The sequence below is a fragment of the Aquihabitans sp. G128 genome, from assembly GCF_019048865.1.
GTDB lineage: Bacteria > Actinomycetota > Acidimicrobiia > Acidimicrobiales > Iamiaceae > Aquihabitans.
In genome coordinates, this window is record NZ_CP077604.1 from 4,428,322 (window position 1) to 4,447,644 (window position 19,323).

The 19,323-nt window shown below is 72.9% G+C and carries 18 protein-coding genes; 10 read left to right on the forward strand and 8 right to left on the reverse strand.

What is annotated here, in order from left to right:
• Positions 1-18: 18 nt before the first annotated feature.
• Genes KSP35_RS21220 through KSP35_RS21235 form a run of 4 tightly spaced genes read right to left on the reverse strand, consistent with a single transcriptional unit; the run spans position 19 to position 2,998 of the window.
• Complete coding sequence (locus tag KSP35_RS21220) at positions 19-849, reverse strand: alpha/beta fold hydrolase (RefSeq protein ID WP_216997761.1); 831 nt, start codon at positions 847-849, stop codon at positions 19-21.
• Between the two features lie 38 nt (positions 850-887).
• Positions 888-1,280: an MmcQ/YjbR family DNA-binding protein gene (locus KSP35_RS21225; protein WP_216997762.1), complete on the reverse strand. Its 393-nt coding sequence runs from the start codon at positions 1,278-1,280 to the stop codon at positions 888-890.
• 3 nt (positions 1,281-1,283) lie between these two features.
• A complete protein-coding gene (locus KSP35_RS21230) occupies positions 1,284-2,003 on the reverse strand; it encodes an ABC transporter permease (protein ID WP_216997763.1) in 720 nt (239 codons plus the stop codon).
• Positions 2,003-2,998: an ABC transporter ATP-binding protein gene (locus KSP35_RS21235; RefSeq protein WP_216997764.1), complete on the reverse strand. Its 996-nt coding sequence runs from the start codon at positions 2,996-2,998 to the stop codon at positions 2,003-2,005. The genes KSP35_RS21230 and KSP35_RS21235 overlap by 1 nt, the downstream gene beginning before the upstream one ends.
• Before the next feature lie 125 nt (positions 2,999-3,123).
• Here KSP35_RS21235 and KSP35_RS21240 point away from each other — a divergent pair, with 125 nt between their 5' ends.
• Positions 3,124-3,627, forward strand: coding sequence for a methylated-DNA--[protein]-cysteine S-methyltransferase (locus KSP35_RS21240; RefSeq protein ID WP_216997765.1), 504 nt, complete (start codon positions 3,124-3,126; stop codon positions 3,625-3,627).
• A 16-nt stretch (positions 3,628-3,643) separates the two neighbouring features.
• Here the strand turns inward: KSP35_RS21240 and KSP35_RS21245 are convergent, their stop codons facing one another.
• On the reverse strand, positions 3,644-5,086 hold the full coding sequence (locus tag KSP35_RS21245) for a lytic murein transglycosylase (protein ID WP_216997766.1): 1,443 nt from the start codon (positions 5,084-5,086) through the stop codon (positions 3,644-3,646).
• A 110-nt stretch (positions 5,087-5,196) separates the two neighbouring features.
• On the opposite strand from KSP35_RS21245, the gene KSP35_RS21250 reads away from it, so the two are divergent.
• The 5 genes from KSP35_RS21250 (at position 5,197) to KSP35_RS21270 (ending at position 10,699) form a co-directional block, all read left to right on the forward strand.
• Positions 5,197-6,204, forward strand: a complete 1,008-nt coding sequence (locus KSP35_RS21250) for an FKBP-type peptidyl-prolyl cis-trans isomerase (RefSeq protein WP_216997767.1) — start codon at positions 5,197-5,199, stop codon at positions 6,202-6,204.
• Between the two features lie 173 nt (positions 6,205-6,377).
• Positions 6,378-6,833 carry a CpaD family pilus assembly protein gene (locus tag KSP35_RS21255; protein WP_216997768.1) on the forward strand — a complete coding sequence of 152 codons (456 nt, stop codon included), beginning with the start codon at positions 6,378-6,380 and terminating at the stop codon, positions 6,831-6,833.
• Positions 6,834-7,006: 173 nt separating this feature from the next.
• Positions 7,007-9,265 carry an MMPL family transporter gene (locus KSP35_RS21260; protein ID WP_216997769.1) on the forward strand — a complete coding sequence of 753 codons (2,259 nt, stop codon included), beginning with the start codon at positions 7,007-7,009 and terminating at the stop codon, positions 9,263-9,265.
• Between the two features lie 80 nt (positions 9,266-9,345).
• Positions 9,346-10,356, forward strand: coding sequence for a mechanosensitive ion channel family protein (locus KSP35_RS21265; RefSeq protein WP_216997770.1), 1,011 nt, complete (start codon positions 9,346-9,348; stop codon positions 10,354-10,356).
• 52 nt (positions 10,357-10,408) lie between these two features.
• Positions 10,409-10,699 carry a hypothetical protein gene (locus KSP35_RS21270; RefSeq protein ID WP_216997771.1) on the forward strand — a complete coding sequence of 97 codons (291 nt, stop codon included), beginning with the start codon at positions 10,409-10,411 and terminating at the stop codon, positions 10,697-10,699.
• A gap of 3 nt (positions 10,700-10,702) precedes the next feature.
• Here the strand turns inward: KSP35_RS21270 and KSP35_RS21275 are convergent, their stop codons facing one another.
• Both KSP35_RS21275 and valS read right to left on the reverse strand, forming a co-directional pair.
• The gene (locus KSP35_RS21275; RefSeq protein WP_216997772.1) at positions 10,703-10,975 is read right to left on the reverse strand and encodes a DUF5522 domain-containing protein; all 273 of its coding nucleotides are present in this window, start codon (positions 10,973-10,975) and stop codon (positions 10,703-10,705) included.
• Positions 10,976-10,985: 10 nt separating this feature from the next.
• The gene (gene valS / locus KSP35_RS21280; RefSeq protein ID WP_216997773.1) at positions 10,986-13,604 is read right to left on the reverse strand and encodes a valine--tRNA ligase; all 2,619 of its coding nucleotides are present in this window, start codon (positions 13,602-13,604) and stop codon (positions 10,986-10,988) included.
• A gap of 80 nt (positions 13,605-13,684) precedes the next feature.
• Between valS and KSP35_RS21285 the strand changes: the two genes are divergently transcribed.
• Positions 13,685-14,950: a hypothetical protein gene (locus KSP35_RS21285; RefSeq protein ID WP_216997774.1), complete on the forward strand. Its 1,266-nt coding sequence runs from the start codon at positions 13,685-13,687 to the stop codon at positions 14,948-14,950.
• Positions 14,838-15,113 (forward strand): hypothetical protein, encoded by a 276-nt coding sequence (locus tag KSP35_RS21290; RefSeq protein ID WP_216997775.1) that lies wholly within the window; start codon positions 14,838-14,840, stop codon positions 15,111-15,113. Before KSP35_RS21285 ends, KSP35_RS21290 begins: the two co-directional genes overlap by 113 nt.
• Before the next feature lie 26 nt (positions 15,114-15,139).
• On the opposite strand, the gene KSP35_RS21295 is transcribed toward KSP35_RS21290, so the two are convergent.
• Entirely contained in the window at positions 15,140-16,576 is a 1,437-nt protein-coding gene (locus tag KSP35_RS21295) for a hypothetical protein (RefSeq protein WP_216997776.1), read from the reverse strand.
• 159 nt (positions 16,577-16,735) lie between these two features.
• Here KSP35_RS21295 and KSP35_RS21300 point away from each other — a divergent pair, with 159 nt between their 5' ends.
• Both KSP35_RS21300 and KSP35_RS21305 read left to right on the forward strand, forming a co-directional pair.
• Positions 16,736-17,977, forward strand: a complete 1,242-nt coding sequence (locus KSP35_RS21300) for an MFS transporter (protein ID WP_216997777.1) — start codon at positions 16,736-16,738, stop codon at positions 17,975-17,977.
• 106 nt (positions 17,978-18,083) lie between these two features.
• Positions 18,084-19,316 carry an acyl-CoA dehydrogenase family protein gene (locus KSP35_RS21305; protein WP_216997778.1) on the forward strand — a complete coding sequence of 411 codons (1,233 nt, stop codon included), beginning with the start codon at positions 18,084-18,086 and terminating at the stop codon, positions 19,314-19,316.
• Positions 19,317-19,323 lie beyond the last annotated feature (7 nt).

A 19,323-nucleotide genomic window follows, 5' to 3' on the forward strand; every position in this document is an offset into this window, starting at 1 on the left:
CCTCTCGACCGCCCGGCGTCAGCCGAGGAAGGCAGCGGTGAGGTCCTCGGCGATGGTGTCGGGGTCCTGGAACGGGCCGAAGTGGCCGAGGTGGTCGTAGCGGCGCAGCGTGCCGTTGGGCAGCGACGCGGCGATGTGGTCGGCGAAGTCGGCGGGGCCGGGGCTCCGGTCGCGGCTGCCGCGGGCGACGACGGTGGGGGTGGCCACCTGGGCCATCTCGCTGATGAGCGGCTTGCCCGACGCCTCGAAGACCTGGGCCTCGTGCTCGGGGGTGCACTTGAGCGTGATGGTGCCGTCGGGGGCGTCGGCGAAGCCGTGCTCGACGTAGGCCGAGAGCGCGTCGGCCCGGAAGGCACCCAGGGGCGGGCGGCTGGCGTAGCGGGCCAGGGCCTCGGGCCGGCTGGGGAACGAGGGGCGCCGCCGTCGGGCCGACTCGGCCAGCGGGTTGCCGCCGGGGGCGACGGCGTCGAAGCCGGGCGGGACGATGATCGGCTCGAACAGGTACGCCGCACGCAGGGTGCCGGGCACCCGCAGCTCGGCGCCCATCAGGCAAGCGCCGCCCATGGAGTGGCCGACGGCGAACAGGGGGCCGTCGTCGAGCGCGCCAGCCACGGCCAGCACGTCGTCGGCCATGCCCCGCCAGGTGAGGTCGCCGGTGCTGGGCACGGTGGCGTCGCCGTGGGCGCGGAAGTCGACGGCCCACACGTGGAAGTCGGCGCCCAGCCGGGCGGCGAGGGGCCGGTACGCGCCGGCGCAGAAGCCGGTGGCGTGGGCGACGAGCAGGGTGGGGCCGTCGCCGCCGAGGTCGTGGAGCTCGAGGGTGACGTCGTCGGTGGAGGTGACCTGCACGGCGCCGTCCTACCGGCCCGGCGCCGTGCCCGCCAACCTCACGAGCCGTCGGCGTCGGCGTCGAGCTGGCGCAGCAGGACCTTCGGGGCCACCTGGCGGTAGGCCTCGGTGAGGATGGCGGCGACCTCGACGGGGTCCGGCGAGCGGTCGAGGTGGACGCCCAGCCAGCCACGGTGGCCGACGTAGGGCGGCACGAAGAAGCGCTCGGGCTCGGCCTCCACCAGCTCGCCCTGCACGCCGGCCGGGGCGGCGCACCAGACGCCGAGGATGCCGTCGCCGTGGTGGTCGTCCTGGTACATCGCGAAGCACTTCTTGCCCCGCACGAAGAACGACGGCGTGCCGTGGCTGAGCCGCTCCTCGACCTCGGGCAGTGCGAGGCACGCGCCGCGCACGAGGGCGAGGGCGCGCTGGGCCTGGCGCTCCGTGGCCACGGCCTAGGCGTCGCGGTGGTTGGCGAGGTAGGCGCCGATGGCCCACACCACGGCGACCACGAGGAAGAAGTAGATGCCGCCGCCGAGCACCGAGCGCAGCTGGTCGTCGCCGCCCTCGCTGGCCCGGAAGGTCATCTGGAACCCGTTGAGGAACGGCAGGAACTTGCTCGAGCTCTCGACCAGCCCGCTCAGCAGCGACTCGACCACGAAGGCCTCGGCCAGGAGGATCAGGATGCCGGCGACGGGCTGGCGGACGATGGCGCCCACCCCCATGCCGAGGGCGCTCCAGCCGATGCTGAACAGCACGATGCCGAGCATCGCCCGCTGGTCGACGCCGTCGACCTCGAAGTTGCCCACCAGCGCGGCCCCGACCACCCAGCAGAACGCCACCATCACGACGGAGATGGCCGCGCACGCGGTGGTGACCACGATGAGCTTGGCGGCGAGCACGCGCCAGCGGCGGGGCATGGCGGTGAACGTGGGCCGGATGGTGTTGAAGCGGTACTCCTGGCCCAGGACCTGCACGCCGAGGGCGCCGAAGATCAGCGCCGCGACGCTCACGCCGGCCGTGAGGTCGGTGAGGTGGGTGACGCCGTCGTCGCTCGCCTGCACGGCGGCGATGACGGCGATGAGCACCACGAAGGCGCCGGCCAGGAACAGGGTGATGAGGGTGGAGCGGACGGAGCGGAACTTGATCCACTCGGAGCGGATGAGGTTGACCATCAGACCGGACCTCCGGACGTGGGGCCAGGGGGCGGTGGCGGCGGGGGAGGGGCCAGGCCCGGTGCCGGAGGCTGGCCCGGGGCGCCGGGGTCGGCCACGCCGCGGTACTGCTGGGCGCCGGCGGTGACCTCGAGGAAGGCGTCCTCCAGCGAGCCGGTGCGGGGGCTGAGCTCGTGCAGGACGGCGCCCTGCTGGGCGGCCAGCTCCCCGATGTAGGTGGAGTCGGGACCGACGACGTCGATGGCGTCGGGCCCGCTCTGGGTGACCTGGGCGCCCTGAGCCGCGAGGGCGGCGGCGATGGCCTGCACCTGCGGGCTGCGGACGGTGACCCAGGACCGGGCGGCACCGGCCACGAAGTCGGCGACGGGGCCCTGGAAGATCAGCGCGCCCCGCCCGATGACCACCAGGTCCTGGGCGACCAGCGCCATCTCCGACAGGAGGTGGCTGGACACGAAGACGGTGCGCCCCTCCTTGGCCAGGCCCTGGAGGAAGTGGCGCATCCACTGGATGCCCTCGGGGTCGAGGCCGTTGGCGGGCTCGTCGAAGAGCACGGTGTGCGGATCGCCGAGCATGGCGCCGGCCAGGCCCAGGCGCTGCTTCATGCCGAGGGAGAAGCCGCCCACCCGCTTGCCGGCCACCTCGGTCAGGCCCACCAGGGCCAGCACCTCGTCGACTCGCCGTCGAGGCAGGCCGTTGGAGGCGGCCAGGGCCCACAGGTGGTCCTTGGCCTTGCGGGTGGGGTGGACGTAGGCGGCGTCGAGGAGGGCGCCCACCTCGCGCATGGGCGGGTCGAAGTCGACCAGGCGCTTGTCGTCGATCCGCACCGCGCCGCCATCGGTGCGGTCGAGCCCGAGGACCATCCGCATGGTGGTGGACTTGCCGGCGCCGTTCGGGCCGAGGAAGCCGGTGACCCGTCCGCTCTCCACCCGGAAGCTCAGGTCGTCGACCGCCACGGTGCCCCCGTAGCGCTTGGTCAGGCCCCGGGCCTCGATCATGTCCACCGTCCTGTTCGCACGCGAAGCGGCCACGCTACCGGCCGGTCGCAGCGCGGTGCGGCCGCGACTCGTCGAGGTCCGATGCCCGCCAGCAGACCCGTGGGCACCGCCGTAGCCTCGATGCCATGTCCGGCCCGGCCACCGTCTTCACCGTGGTCCCGAGCCCGGTGGGCGACCTCACCCTCACCGGCACCGGCGACGCCCTCACCGGCTGCTGGTTCGAGGGCCACACCAAGCCCACCGACCACTCGCCGGACCTGCGCGCCGACCCGGGCCCGTTCGCGGCGGCCGTCGAGCAGCTCGAGGCGTACTTCGCCGGCGAGCTCCGCCGCTTCGACCTGGTGCTCGAGCCGAGCGGCAGCCCCTTCCAGCACCGGGTGTGGGAGCAGCTGCGCGCCATCCCCTACGGCGAGACCCGCAGCTACGGCCAGCTGGCGACGGCCCTCGGCGACCCCGGCCTGTCCCGAGCGGTGGGCACCGCCAACGGCCGCAACCCGCTGAGCATCATCGTCCCGTGCCACCGCGTCATCGGGGCCGACGGCTCGCTGACCGGCTTCGGCGGCGGGCTGCCCCGCAAGCGCCTGCTGCTCGATCTCGAATCCGGCGCCCGCGAGCTGTTCCCCGCCTGAGCGCCGGTTCCGGCGCTCACTCGGGGACGGGCAACCCCTGGTCGGCCGGCGGGAGCTCGGGCAGCTCCGGCAGCGCCTTCTGGTAGCCGCGGCCGTCGCCCAGCACGATCGTGCCGTAGGGGATCGAGTGGTTGTAGGAGAGCAGCGCCTGGCGCTGGACCGCCTCGTTGGTGAGCGCGCCCCGACCGAAGCAGAGGTAGTTCGCCGCTGCGCCGGCGGCGTCGTAGAGGTTGTGCGGGTCTTCCTTGCCGTCGCCGTTGGCGTCGACCGCCCAGCGGCTCCAGGTGCTGGGGATGAACTGCATGGGCCCGACGGCGCGGTCGTAGGCCGCCGTGCCGTCGAGGGTGCCGCCGTCGCTGTCGCCCACGAGCGCCACGCCGGGTCGACCGTCGAGCGGGATGCCGAGGATGCGCACCGAGGTGGTGCCGTCGGCCCCCACCGTCGAGCCCTGGGCGGTGCCGTGGCGGGTCTCGACCTTGCCGACGCCGGCCAGCACCCACCACGGGATGTCGCACGGGGCCACGGCCGCAGCCCGCCAGTAGGCGTGCAGGTCGACGAGGGTGAGGTCGGTGCCGTCGACCTGGGCCAGCAGGCGAGCGGTGCGCCGGTCGAGCAGGGCGTCGCGCTGGCGGTCGGTGGCCCGGTCGAAGTCGGCGTGGCGGGCCGCCGAGCGGTCGGCGGCCTTGGCCAGGAAGGCCTGCAGGTGGTCCCGGAGCTCGGTGGCGTCGGCGACGTCGCCGGCGCGGGCCTTGCGGGCCGCCCCGGCGCGGTCGACCCGGCGCTGCTGGGCCCGGCTGGCGCCGCGCGCCGTGCGCCACACCCGCTCGGCCTGGTCGACCACCGTCGACTGGTCCTCGGCCACGCTGTTGCGCACGGCGTCCCGGCGGATGCCGGTGGACATCTGGTCGAAGGTGCCGAGCCCGGTCATCTCGTCCCGCGGCTTGGACGTGAACATGGCCACCGCCATCTCGCGCAGGATCGCCTGCTGGCCGTCGAGCTCCTTGCGGCGGCGGTCGGTGACCTTCTGGCGGGCCGCCAGCTCCAGCTCCTGGCGCTGGACCTCGGCCTCGGCGCGATCGAGCGCGGCCTGGGCCGTCACCAGCGCCGAGCCGGCCGACGCCGCCTTGGTGGCCACGGCGACCTGGGCCTGGTCGGCCTCGGCGGCCTTGCGGGCCGCCTCGCCCTGGGCCAGCTGGGCGTCGAGCAGGCGGTCATCGGCGCGCCGCACGGCGGGGGTGGTCTGCACCGAGACCTCGTCGAGCACCGGATCGACGCCCTCGACGTCGATCAGCTTGGCGTCGGCGAGGCCGGGCGACGCCTGCCCGAGCCGCTCGGCGGGGGTGCTCCGGGCAGGCGAAGCGCCCGCGGGCGCGCCGCCGACCGCGCCCGCCACGAGGGCGGCGGCCAGCGCCAGGGCTGTGGCCGGCGCGCCCCTGCGCCGCTCGTTCCGACCGTTCACGCCCGGACGCTACCGGAGGTCGGTGCCCGCCCACGGGGCGCCCACCGACGTTCACCCGGCGGTGGGCCCGCCTCGGGCCGGCAGGGTGCCGTTGGATAGGGTCTCCGCCCATGTCGTCCAGCAGAACTCGGCGTTGCACCGCCGCCGCCCTCGTGGCCGTCCTGGTCCTCGCCAGCTGCGGGAGCTCCGATGCGCTCAAGGGCAAGGTCGTCAAGGACGGCCTCGGGTGCTCGCCGTCGCAGGTCGATCGCGGCAAGGCCGCACCCACGGTCACCAAGGTCGCCGAGGCGCCCAAGAAGGTCGTGAAGAAGGACCTCACCAAGGGCAAGGGCTGCCCCGCCGACTCCGTGAGCTACCTCACCCTCGACCTGGTGGGGGCCACCGCCACCGACGCCAAGGTCTTCACCGACACCTGGAAGTCCGGCCGCCCCGTCACCGCCAAGCTCGGCACCGGCCAGCTGCTGCCGGCGCTCGACACCGCCCTCGAGGGCCTCAAGGTCGGCGGCCAGCGCCAGATCACCCTGCCGGCCGACTCCGCCTACGGCAAGGACGGCAACGCTGCCCAGGGCATCGGCCCGGACCAGGCCCTCATCTTCGTCGTCGAGCTGGTCGCCGTCTCCGACACGCCGCTCTTCTGCGCCGAGGCCACGTCCATCCCCAAGGGCAAGTCGGCCGGCAAGCCCACCACCGTCGCCATGCCCGTCGAGGCCCCCACCAAGCTCATCACCGAGGACCTCAAGACCGGCACCGGTGAGGTCGTCGGCAAGAACCGGTACGCGACGGTCGAGTACCTCGGGGTCTCCTGCATCACGGGCAACCAGTTTGCGTCGTCGTGGGACGATGGCGAGCCGATCACCGCAGCCCTGGGCACGGCTCCGGCGAGCGACTCCGCCTTCTCGGTGATCCCAGGGTGGTCCGAGGGCCTCGCCACGGCCCGAGTTGGTTCGGTCCGTCAGCTGGAGATTCCCTTCTCCTTGGCGTATGGCACCGCGGGCAAGCCCCCGACCATTGCTGCAAGCGAGCCGCTCGTCTTCATCATCCAGGTCCTGAAGGTGTCGGACAAGCCGCCTGCGACTTCGACGACCACGTCGGCGCCCACGACCACGACGGGCGGTTAGCCGCTGGGCACCCCGCCCGACGATGCTGGAAGCGGCCCGACCCGCCATGTGCTCACCTGTCTTTCGCCACCTTTCGGGCGGAGGTGCGGCGTCCCGCCGGGACGTCACGACCAACGAAAGGCATGAGCATGGATTCCTCCCCCCGACGGCCCGGACACTCTCGGCGTCGACGAGTGCTGACACTCGTTGCGCTTCTTGGCGGCGCCTTCCTGCTGGCTGGTTGCTACTCGACCGTCCCCATCCCAGGGAAGGTGGTCGACTGGAGTCCAGCGCGGCCGCGCCACCCGATTCCGTTCAGCGAGTGCCCTTCGCCTGTCAGCAACTGCTGCGCCCACCTGAAGCTCGGCAACGGCGTCATCGCACAGTTCCCGCGCGAGCGGACCTCGACGTCGAACACCTATCACTCCTCGACGTCGCCGTCGGCCACCGGGGCGTACCCCTTCACGGTGAAGACGTACTACGAGAACTGGTACGACTCGGCCTACCGGCAGCGCGGCTGTCGCAACGCCGTGGACGTCTGGTGGTACACGCTGGATGGACGGATCAACCGAAAGGTCGTCGTCACCACCAACGCCGAGACCGGCGGGGTGAACGTGCGGCGGGACGGGTTCACCTCCGGCTGGCGGTAGGGGTCGTCGGGTGCGGCCGGTACGACGCAGTCGGCTTGGTCGCACCCCGACGGCCAGCCCGGGCCGGCCGCCCGGTCCTTGTGACCGATGACCGGGTGGGCGGCGTTGAGTTGGTGCCGATGGGGAACCCAGACTCGCTGGCCACGTCGCCGCCCTGAACCCCGGAGCCCCCGTTGTCGAACTTCCTGTACCGGCTGGGGCGGCGCGCCGTCCGGCGCCGTCGCCTCGTGCTCGGGCTGTGGATCCTGGTCCTCGTCCTGATCGGCGTGGTGGGCAGCAGCCTCGGCGGCAAGGCGGTGGACGACTTCAACGTGCCCGGCACCGAGAGCCAGGCCGGCCGGGACCTGCTGGCCTCGGGCCTCAAGTCCGAGGGCGGGGCCAAGGCCCAGGTGGTGTTCCGCACGCCGAAGGGCACCACGCTGGCCGACCCCGCGGTGGCCAAGGACATCCAGTCGTACCTCACCTCCATCGAGGACCAGCCCCGGGTGACCGAGGTCGGTGCCGTGACGCCCTCGGCGATGGTGCCGCACGACAGCCCGGCCGACCCCCGCATCGGCTTCGCGTTCGTGGCCTACGACGGCAACGGCGGCGACCTCGGCGTGAAGCCCGGCGAGCGGCTCGAGGCGTCGGCCGCCGACCTGCGGGCGCAGGGCTACCAGGTCGAGTTCGGCGGCGAGATCCAGATCGGCAAGCAGGAGCTGGGCAGCAGCAGCGAGGCCATCGGCCTCGGCGTGGCCGTCATCGTGCTGCTCGTGGCGTTCGGCTCGGTGGTGGCCATGGGCCTGCCGCTGGCCACCGCCCTCATCGGCCTGGGCACCGGCCTGGGCCTCATCACCGTGGCCACCAAGTTCCTCAACGTGCCCACCATCGCCCCCACCCTCGCCACCATGATCGGCCTCGGCGTGGGCATCGACTACGCCCTGTTCATCGTCACCCGCCACCGCGAGCACCTGCACCGCGGCATGACGGTGGAGGAGTCGGCCGGGCGGGCCATCGCCACCGCCGGCCAGGCCGTGGTGTTCGCCGGCATCACCGTCGTGATCGCCATCTGCGGCCTGCAGTTCGTGGGCATCCACTCGGTGGCGATGATGGGCTACGCCATCGCCCTCACCGTGCTGGTCTCGGTGGTGGCCGCCATCACCCTGCTCCCGGCCCTGCTCGGCTTCGCCGGCCACAACATCGACAAGTTCAAGCTCCCCGGCGTCAGCGCCGCGTCCGCAGGCGGCGAGCACACCCTCGCCTCCCGCTGGTCCCACCACGTGTCGCGCCACCCGTGGCGCTACCTGCTCGGCAGCGGGCTGATCCTCGCCATCCTCATCGTGCCGTTCTTCTCCATCCGCCTCGGCCAGACCGACGCCGGCAACGACGCCCCAGGCTCCACCACCCGCAAGGCCTACGACCTCATGGCGCAGGGCTTCGGCCCGGGATTCAACGGCCCGCTGGCCATCGCCGTGGAGAAGGGCGACACCAACTTCGCCAAGGCCCTCGACGGGCTCTCCAAGGAGATCGCCAAGGACCCCGAGGTCGCCTTCGTCTCGCCGCAGCCGGTCATCGGCGCCGACGGCACCACCGGCCTGCTCACCGTCTTCCCGAAGAGCTCGCCCCAGGATGCCGAGACCCAGCAGCTCGTCCACCGCCTGCGCGACGACGTCCTGCCCCAGGCCCGCCAGGACACCGGCGTGAAGCGCACGCTGGTCACCGGCCAGACCGCCTTCTTCATCGACATCTCCGACAAGATCACCAGCCGCCTGCCGCTGTTCATCGGCGCCGTGCTGGTGATGTCGTTCGTGCTGCTGATGATGGTGTTCCGCTCGGTCCTGGTGCCGCTGAAGGCGGCGCTCATGAACCTGCTCGGCATCGGCGCCGCCTACGGCGTGCTGGTGGCGGTGTTCCAGAAGGGCTGGGGCGGCCAGCTGTTCGGCGTCACCGAGTCGCTGCCCATCATCAGCTTCCTGCCGATGTTCATGTTCGCCATCCTCTTCGGCCTGTCGATGGACTACGAGGTGTTCCTCATGTCCCGGGTGCGCGAGGAGTACCTGCACACCGGCGACAACACGCGCAGCGTCAGCACCGGCATCAGCCACACCGCCCGGGTGATCACCGCGGCGGCGATCATCATGGTGAGCGTGTTCGGCTCCTTCGCCTTCGGCGAGGACCCCACGGTGAAGATGTTCGGCATCGGCCTGGCCACCGCGATCTTCCTCGACGCCACCCTCATCCGCATGGTGCTGGTGCCGTCGACCATGCGCCTGCTGGGCGACCGGAACTGGTGGCTCCCGGGCTGGCTCGACCGCCTGCTGCCCAACCTCGACCTCGAGGGCGAGGGCGCCCTGCCGGCCCCCGAGTACGAGCCCGGCCAGGGCCCCGCCGGCGGCGTCAGCACCGACGATGACCTGGACGACCTCGACGATCCCGAGCTCGTCCCCGTCTGATCCGGAGGCGCCGCGAGGCGTGACGGTCGGCACGCGGCGTCGGAACCGGGTGGGGGACCGTCGGTAGGGTGGCCCGCGTCATGTCCACATCAGCGGCGTTCCTGTTCGACGAGGTCACCCCCGGTCGCCGGGCGGAGGCGTGCAGCGAGCAGCCGGGCAACGCGTGTCGGTTCGTGATCGAGAAGACCGACAGCGTCGGGCTGGCCAAGGCCGCCGACTGGCTCACCGGTGCGCCGCTGAAGATCCTGCTGGTGTTGGCCGGAGCCTGGGTGCTCAACCGCCTGGTGCGCCGAGCGGTCCGGCGCTTCGCCGCCCGCATCGAAGGCTCGTCGGAGTCGGGTCGCATCAAGCGCTGGCGGGACAAGACGCCCTCGGTCTTCCTGCAGACCGGCGAGGTGAACCTGCGCTCGGCGGCGCGAGCCCAGACCCTGGCCGCCGTGCTGCGCAGCATCTGCTCCGGCGTGATCTGGGGCTTCGCCACCATCTACGTGCTCGGCGCCCTCGGCCTCGACCTCGGCCCGCTGCTCGCCGGCGCCGGGGTGGCCGGCGTGGCCCTCGGCTTCGGCGCCCAGAGCCTGGTGAAGGACTTCCTGAGCGGCATCTTCATGCTCATCGAGGACCAGTACGGCGTGGGTGACGTCGTCGACATCGGCGAGGCCTCCGGCACCGTCGAGCTGGTCACGCTGCGCGTCACCCGCCTGCGCGACCAGAACGGCACGGTGTGGCACGTCCCCAACGGCCAGATCCTGCGGGTGGGCAACAAGTCCCAGCAGTGGGCGCGGGCCGTGCTCGACATCGCGGTGGCGCCGACCGCCGACCTCGAGCGCGCCGCCCTGGTGATCGGCCAGGCCGCCGAAGCCACCTGGGAGCGCGACGACGCCAAGGCCGACGTGCTCGACCAGCCGGAGGTGCTCGGCCTCGAGTACCTCGGCCCCGACGCCGCCACCATCCGCGTGCAGGGCAAGACCCGGCCCGGTGCCCAGTGGCGGGTGAGCCGCCTGCTGCGCGTGCAGATCGCCGAGGCCCTGGCCGCGGCCGACATCGAGCTGCCCCCGTCGAACTTCATCCGCCAGGGCACCGGCGGCCGCTGAGCCGCCGGCGTCAGGTGGCGCCGGGTGGCCCGGGTGGGCGAAGCTGACCGCCATGGCTGCCGGTCACGATGCGAACGTCCACGACGACCACGGGCACGACGCGCCGATGCAGGACCACCCGGACCACCACAACGCCGACCACGGCGGCCACGCCGCGGCCCTGGACCCGGCCGGCCACGATGCCCCGGACGCCCACGGCCACGGCCACGGCCACGGGGACCACGACGAGCACGCCGATGCCAGCGACCTCTGGGTCCTGCCGCCGCTCGTGATCGGCCTGGTCATCGGCCTGATCCTCGTGGTCGTCATCGGCCTCGGCTCGGGCGTCGCCAGCTTCACCTGAGGGTCAGCCGTCGGGCGGCTCGGGGTCCTCGGCGGCGCCCTCCCAGGGGCAGTGCCGGCAGCCGTTGCTGCAGCAGAACCCCCGCTCGTCGAGGTAGGTCGCGGTCAGCACCGTGTAACCGGTGGCCGGGTCGACGTAGGTGGAGAGCCCGGCCGCCATCGCCCGCTCGTGGCGGGCGAGGATGGCCGCTCGCTGGGGGTGGCCCGGAGCCAGGCGGCTCGGGTGCGGGGTGGTGCGCCAGCCGGCCCGGCGCGGCCCGCTGGGGCCGTCCCTCACCGGCGGTCGCTCACTCGGCGGGGACCTCGGCCAGGGTGACCTCGACGGTGCCCTCGACGCCGTCGGCCGCGAGCGCGGTGCTCAGCTCGGCCACCTTGCCGGCGTCGCACACGTCGCTCGCCGCCAGCAGCAGCGCCGCGGTGCGGTCGTGGGTGTCGGTGACCACGACGGTGGCGACCTCGGCCCGCATGGAGACCTTGGCGTCGGACTTGGCCTTGCGGATGCGGCCGAGGACCTCGGCTGCCACCACCAGGACCGACGGCGTGCCGGCGGCCTCGGGCTGGTCGCCCACGACGGCTCGGAGCTCCGACGAGGTCGGCCAGCTGGCCCGGTGGACCGAGGCCGCCTCGAAGCCGGGCAGGGCGTCGCCGTCGGCCCGGCACCAGGACCAGACCTCCTCGGTGACGTACGGCAGGAAGGGGGCGAAGAGGCGCAGCAGCGTGTTGAGGGCGATGCGCAGGGCAACCCGGGCCGAGACGGCGGCGGGGTCGTCGGCGCGGTAGGCCCGGCCCTTGACCAGCTCGAGGTAGTCGTCGCAGAAGCTCCAGAAGAAGTCCTCGGTGCGCTGCAGCGCCCGGGCGTAGTCGAAGCCGTCGAAGGCGCGGGTGGCGTCGTCGACCAGGCCGGCCAGCTCGGCGAGCATCGTGAGGTCGAGCGGCTCGGTGACCGCGGCGTCGGCTGGCGCCTCGCCCAGGCCGAGGGCGAACTTGCTGGCGTTGAGGACCTTGATGGCCAGGCGGCGGCCGATCTTCATCTGCCCCGGGTCGAACGCGGTGTCGGTGCCGGGGCGGCCGCCGGCGGCCCAGTAGCGCACGGCGTCGGCGCCGTGCTGCTCGAGCAGGTCGGTGGGGACGACGACGTTGCCGACCGACTTCGACATCTTCTTGCGGTCGGGGTCGAGGATCCACCCCGACAGGGCGGCGTTGGCCCACGGGACGGTGCCGTGCTCGTAGTGGCTGCGGACGACGGTGGAGAACAGCCAGGTGCGGATGATCTCGTGGGCCTGGGGCCGGACGTCCATGGGGAACGTGGCGGCGAAGAGCTCGGCGTCCTCCTCCCAGCCGCAGGCGATCTGCGGGGTCAGCGACGACGTGGCCCAGGTGTCCATGATGTCGGGGTCGGCGGTGAAGCCACCCGGCTGGTCGCGCTGATCGGCGGTGAAGCCGTCGGGCACGTCCGCCTGGGGGTCGACCGGCAGGGCCGACTCGGGCGGCGTGAGGGGCTGGTCGTGGTCGGCCACCCCGTCGGCGTCGAGGCGGTACCAGAGCGGGATCGGGACGCCGAAGAAGCGCTGGCGGGAGATGAGCCAGTCGCCGTTGAGGCCGCCCACCCAGTTGTCGTAGCGGTGGCGCATGTAGTCCGGGTGCCAGTTCAGCTCGGCGCCGCGGTCGAGCAGCGTGCTGCGCAGCTCCTCGGAGCGGCCGCCGTTGCGGATGTACCACTGGCGGGTGGTGACGATCTCGAGCGGCTTGTCGCCCTTCTCGAAGAACTTCACGGGGTGGTTGATCTTGCGGGGCTCGCCGATGAGCTCGCCGCTGTCGGCCAGCAGCTCGACCATGACCTGCTGGGCGCCGCCCGAGGCCTTGCCGGCGAACTGGTCGTAGGCCGAGCGGGCGGCGTCGGTGGGCAGCCACTCGGGCGCGTCCCGGCGGAAGCGGCCGTCCTTGCCGACGACGGCCCGGGTCTCGAGCTGCAGCTCCCGCCACCAGATGACGTCGGTGAGGTCGCCGAAGGTGCAGATCATGGCGATGCCGGTGCCCTTGTCGGGCTCGGCCAGCTTGTGGGCCTTGACCGGGACCTCGACGCCGAAGACCGGCGTGGTGACCGTGGAGCCGAACAGCGGTTGGTAGCGCTCGTCGTCGGGGTGGGCCACCAGGGCGACGCAGCTGACGAGCAGCTCGGGCCGGGTGGTGGAGATGACGACGTCGGGTCCGCCGTCGCGGCGGTGGAAGGCGAGGTCGTGGTAGGCGGCCGGGCGCTCGCGGTCCTCCAGCTCGGCCTGGGCCACCGCGGTCTGGAACGTGGTGTCCCAGAGGCTGGGCGCCTCCGACGAGTAGGCCTCGCCCCGGGCCAGGTTGCGCAGGAACGCCCGCTGGCTGGTGCGCTGGCTGCGCTGCGAGACGGTGGTGTAGCTCAGGCTCCAGTCGACCGACAGGCCGATCAGGCGGAAGAGGTCCTCGAAGACCTGCTCGTCGGTCGCGGTGAGCTGCTCGCAGAGCTCGACGAAGTTGCGGCGGCTGATGGCGTCGAAGTCCTGGCGCTTCTTGCCCGGCTTCTCCGGCGGGGCGTACCCGTCGACGTAGGGGACCGTCGGGTCGCAGCGGACGCCGTAGAAGTTCTCGACCCGGCGCTCGGTGGGGAGCCCGTTGTCGTCCCAGCCCATGGGGTAGAAGACGTCCTTGCCCTGCATGCGCTGGTAGCGGGCGACGGTGTCGGTGTGGGTGTAGCTGAAGATGTGGCCCACGTGCAGCGAGCCGGACACGGTCGGCGGCGGGGTGTCGATGGAGAAGACGTCGGCCCGGGCGGCGCGGCGGTCGAAGGCGTAGGTGGCGGCCTGCTCCCAGGACGCACCCCACTTGCCTTCGAGCCCTTCGAGCGAGGGCTTCTCGGGGACGTTCGGCTGACCCATGCCGCTCACGGTACCGGCCACCCGATTCGCCCCTCGAACCCGTTGGCCGCCTGCGGAACGCCATCGGCCAGAATCGTCGGGTGAACCTCCCGGCCATCCGCCTGTACGACACCCGGCGCCGCGCCGTGGTGCCCTTCGAGCCGCTCGAGCCCGGGAAGGCCGGCATCTACACCTGCGGGCCCACCGTCTACGCCCCGCAGACGCTCGGCAACATGCGCAGCCAGTTCACGCCGGACCTGCTCCGCCGCCTGCTGATCGCCAGCGGGCTCGAGGTCACCTTCGTCACCAACATCACCGACGTCGGCCACCTCACCAGCGACGCCGACGACGGCGACGACAAGGTGGAGTCCGCCGCCCAGGCCGCGGGGATCAGCGCCGCCGACGTGGCCGCCCACTTCACCGAGCAGTGGGCCACCGACCGGCGCCGGTTGGGCATGCTCGAGCCCGACGTTCGGCCGGCGGCGTCGGAGCACATCCCCGAGCAGATCGCCATGGTCCAGGCCCTCGAGGCCCAGGGCCGCACCTACCTGATCGACGACGGCGTCTACTTCGACGTCGCCTCCTTCCCGGAGTACGCCACGTTCGCCGGCCTCGACCTCGACGAGCTGGAGGCCACCGGCCGCGTCGACAACAGCGACAAGCGCCACCCGGCCGACTTCGCCCTCTGGAAGCTCAGCCCCGCGGGCAGCACCCGCCTGCAGGAGTGGGACTCGCCGTGGGGCGTCGGCTTCCCCGGCTGGCACATCGAGTGCTCGGCCATGGCCACCAGGTACCTGGGCGAGCGGTTCGACATCCACACCGGCGGTGTGGACCACATCCGCGTGCACCACACCAACGAGGTGGCCCAGAGCGAGTGCTCGCTGGGCGTGCACCCGTGGGTCTCGATCTGGGTCCACACCGAGTTCCTCGACCTCAAGGGCCGCAAGATCTCGAAGAGCGCCGGCGACGTGCTGCTGGTGGACACCCTGGTCGAGGCCGGCCTCGACCCGCTGGCGTTCCGCTACTTCCTCTTCCAGGCGCACTACCGCCAGCAGCAGGAGTTCACCATGGAGGGCGTGGCCGCCGCCGGCACCGCGCTCCGCCGCCTCGTGCACCACGCCGTGGTGGCCCGCGACGCGGTGGGCGGCGACGCCACCGGCGGCGATCCGGCCCGCACCGACCCGCTCCGCGAGGCGTTCTGGGGCTTCCTGGCCGACGACCTCAACTCGCCGCGCCCTGTCGGTGGCGTCGACGGTGGCGCGCGACCCCGAGCTCACCGCCGCCGACCGCTGGAGCCTGCTGGCCGACTTCGACCGGGCGCTCGGCTTCGGCCTGGCCGATGCGGTCGACCCGGAGAGGGCCGGTGACGAGTCGACCGATCCGGCGATCGCCGCCCTGCTCGCCGAGCGCGAGCAGGCCCGCAAGGACCGCGACTTCGCCACCGCGGATCGCATCCGCGACGAGCTGGCCGCCCAGGGCCTCGAGGTGGTCGACACCGCCGAGGGCCCGCAGGCCCGTCGCCGGAGCTGAGCTGGGGCTGCTGGCAGCCCCGAGGATCAGAGGCCGAGGCCGCCCGTGAGGCCGCCGGTCAGCCCGGTGACCGTGGTGGTCACGCCGCCCACGACGGTGGTCACGATGCCCACGATCGGGTTGGTCGGGGTGGTCGGCGTCGGCGTGCTCGGGGTGGTCGTCGGGGTCGACGGGGTGGTGGGCGTCGGCGTGCTCGGGGTGGTGGTCGGCGTCGACGGGGTGGTGGGCGTCGGGGTCGACGGCGTGCCGGGTGTCGAGGGGGTGCTCGGCGTCGACGGCGTGCTCGGCGTGGACGGGTTGCCGGGGCTGGACGGGTTGCTCGGGGTCGAGCCGCCGCCCGTGCCCGTGCCGCCTCCGGTGGAGCCGCCACCCGTCGTGGAGCCGCCGCCGGAGGAGCTGCCGCCGCCCATCGAACCGGTGCTGCCCGAGGCGCCGCTGGTGCCGCCGCCGCTACCGGTGGAGCCGCCGGTGCTGCGGTCGTCCGACGACGAGCTGCGGCCTGACGTGCGGTCCGAGCTGGAGCCCGAGCCGGAGGACGAGGCCGTCGACCCGGAGGCCTTCTGGGTGGCGCCCGCCAGGTCGACCTGGCCGCCCAGGTCCGGCTCGTCGATGCTGCCGGCGCCGTCGCCCTGGTCGCTGCGACCGCTGGCCGTGGCCTCGGTGCGGGCCTTGCCGGAGCCCTTGCTGGCGGCGTCGTGTCCGCCGCCGAAGAGGATCCCGGCCCCGCCGGTGACCAGGAGGAACACCGCCGCGCCGCGGAGGATCTTGGTGGTGATCGGCTCGAGCCGGGCGAGCAGGCTCCGAGGGGCCCGAGCTGCGTCGGCGGCCGGGATGCCCTGCACGGTGGCCACCCAGCCCCGCCAGGTGGTGCGGGCGTCGTCGGCCATCCAGGCCGGGAGGTCGGCCTCGATGCTGGCGAGCAGGTCGTGGGCGGCCTCGGACCGGGGGCCCAGGCGGAAGGCGGAGCGAGCGGCCAGGTCGGCGGCCTCGCCCTCGTCGAGGTGGAGGGTGAGGGCCAGGTCGTACTCGTCCATGCCCAGCACGCCCTCGAGCCAGCGGGCGCTGCGCTCGGGCTCGTCCAGGCGCCACACGGCCACCCGGGTGAGCGCATCGAAGGACTCGGTGCCACGCGGGGGAGCGGGGCGGGCGGCGCCGGCCGGCACCGCGCCGGCGGCCAGGCGGGCCAGGTCCCGGGTGGAGGCCAGCAGGCCCGGCAGGAACGGGTCGTCGATGCTGTAGCCGCCGGAGCCCATCTGGTCGAACAGGTCGGTGAGGGCCCGCTCGGTGACCTCGTTGGCGAGCAGGGCGTCGCCGGTGACCACGGTGGCGAAGCGGCTGACGACGTCGGCGTGGCGACGGAAGAGCTCGTCGAAGGCGATGACCTCGCCCAGCCGGGCCCGATCGGCCAGGTGGGTGTCGGTGAGGTGGTGCAGCAACCCTGCCGTGGTCTCGTCGTGTGCCATGTCCCCTGCTTCCTGTCGACGCCGTCCGCACGGGATCTCCCCAGACCGTGCGTTCGACGAGTGCCCGTCCATGTGGAGGTTCGTCCCCACGCTCCGTGGTTCCTGCCTGACGAAGCGACAACTTGACCCAGCGGACCCCGCCGCCGACGCTTGCGCCCCGTGGGTGCCCCGAACGGTCGGACGAGACGAGAGCGACGACCGCTGCCACCGGGCTTCGGGACGATCTGGACCACCGTCGCGGTCGACCTCATCGGCTTCGGGATCGTGCTGCCGATCCTCCCGCGCTACGCCGAGGACCTCCACGCCACCCCCTTCGTCATCGGGCTGGTGGTCTCGGCGTTCTCGGTGGCCCAGATGGTGGGCGCGCCGATCATCGGCCGGCTCTCGGACCGCATCGGGCGCAAGCCGGTCCTGATCCTGTCCCTGGTGGGCACGGCGGTGGGCAGCCTGGTGACCGGCATCGCCGGCAGCGTGTGGATCCTGCTGCTCGGCCGGGTGCTCGACGGACTCTCCGGCGCCAGCGTCTCGGTGGCCCAAGCCGCGGTCGCCGACGTCGCCGACCCCGAGGACCGTCCCCGCCTGCTGGGCCTGCTCGGCGCGGCGTTCGGCGTGGGCTTCGTGGTGGGCCCCGCCATCGGCGCCCTCGCCGCGTTCGGCGGCCCGCACATCCCGTTCCTGGTGGCCGCCGCCATCGCCGCGGTCAACGCCGTGGTGGCGTTGCGCCGCCTCCCCGAGACCCACCCGGACCGCACCGGCAAGGCGGCCCCGGACGCCCACGTCGCGCCCGACGGGCCGCTGCCCTCGGACCACCCCATCCGCACCTGGGGCCACGTGCCCGGGGCGGCCCGGCGGCTGATCCTGGTGGCGTTCGTGGCCCTGTTCGCCTTCTCCGGGTTCGAGACGACCTTCTCGTTGCTGGTGGAGGATCGCTTCGGCCTCACCATCGGCTCCACCGGCGCGGTGTTCGCGGTGATCGGCCTGGCCCTCGTGTTCGTGCAGGCGGGGCTGGTGCACCCGGTCCACGTCGCCCTCGGGGAGAAGGGCACGCTGCGCGCCGCCCTCGCCCTCGTCGCCGTGGGCCTGGTGGTGCTGGCCATCGACGGCTCGTGGTTCAGCCTGGTCCCGGCGCTGCTCTTGCTCGTGCTGGGCCAGGGCCTGGTGACCCCGACGATGACCTCGGCGGTGGCCGGCGAGGCCCCGGCGGCCGACCGCGGGCGGGTGCTCGGCTTCCAGCAGTCGGCCGGCGCGCTGGCCCGCGCCGTGGGCCCGGCGGCGGCCGGCTTCCTCTACGGGCGGGTGTCGATCCCGGCGCCGTACCTGCTGGGCGCGGCCCTGGCGGCAGCTGCCGTGGTGCTGGTGCCTCGCTCCGTCCCCGTCGCTTCTGGCACCGCCCCCTCCTGAGCCGATAGCGTTCTCCGCGTTGTTACCGCCAGGTAACAAGGCCGCGCCCACCACCCGCACCGCGTGCGCCGGGCGGTACCCAGGGCTCACCGCACCGGAGGTTCCGATGTCCGACTACTCCCTCGCCTTCAACGAGGACCAGATCCAGCTCAAGGACTGGGTGCACGACTTCGCCAAGAACGTCGTCCGCCCCGCTGCCGAAGAGTGGGACGAGCGGGAGGAGTTCCCGTGGCCCATCGTCGAAGAGGCCGCCAAGATCGGGCTCTACGGCTTCGACTTCATGGCCCAGGCCATGATGGGCGACCCCACCGGCCTCACCATGCCGATCGCCATCGAGGAGCTCTTCTGGGGCGACGCCGGCATCGGCCTGTCGATCATGGGCTCGGGCCTGGCTGCCGCCGGCATCGCCGGCAACGGCACCCCCGAGCAGCTCGTCGAGTGGGTCCCGCAGTGCTACGGCACCGCCGACGACGTGAAGCTGGGCGCCTTCTGCGTGTCCGAGCCCGACGCCGGCTCCGACGTGAGCTCGCTGCGCACCCGGGCCGTCTACGACGAGGCCAAGGACGAGTGGACCCTCAACGGCACCAAGGCGTGGATCACCAACGGCGGCATCGCCAACATCCACGTGGTCGTCGCCGCCGTCGACCCCGAGCTCAAGGGCCGGGGCCAGGCGTCGTTCATCATCCCGCCGAACACCCCCGGCCTCTCCATGGGCCAGAAGTACAAGAAGCACGGCATCCGCGCCTCGCACACCTCCGAGGTCGTGCTCGAGGACGTCAAGGTCCCCGGCAACTGCCTCCTCGGCGGCAAGGACAAGCTCGACGAGAAGCTGGCCAAGGCCCGTGAGGCCCTGACCAAGCCGAAGGTCGAGAGCTCCGGCAAGCAGCCGGCCATGGCCACCTTCGAGGCCACCCGCCCCGCCGTGGGCGCCCAGGCCATCGGCGTGGCCCGTGCCGCCTACGAGTACGCCCTGGAGTACGCCGGCGAGCGCACCGCCTTCGGCAAGCCGATCATCATGAACCAGTCGATCGCCTTCATGCTGGCCGACATGATCACCGAGATCGACGCTGCCCGCCTGCTCGTGCACCGTGCCGCCTGGCTGTCCCGCAACGGCAAGTACGTGAACGCCGAGGGCTCGCAGTCCAAGCTCAAGGCCGGCCGCGTGGCCGTCTGGGTCACCGAGCGCGCCATCCAGATCCTGGGCGGCTACGGCTACACCCGCGAGTACCCGGTGGAGCGCATGCACCGCGACGCCAAGATCTTCGACATCTTCGAAGGCACCGAGCAGATCCAGCAGCTCGTCATCGCTCGCGCCATCTCCGGCCGCCGCATCGAGTAGCAGCGCC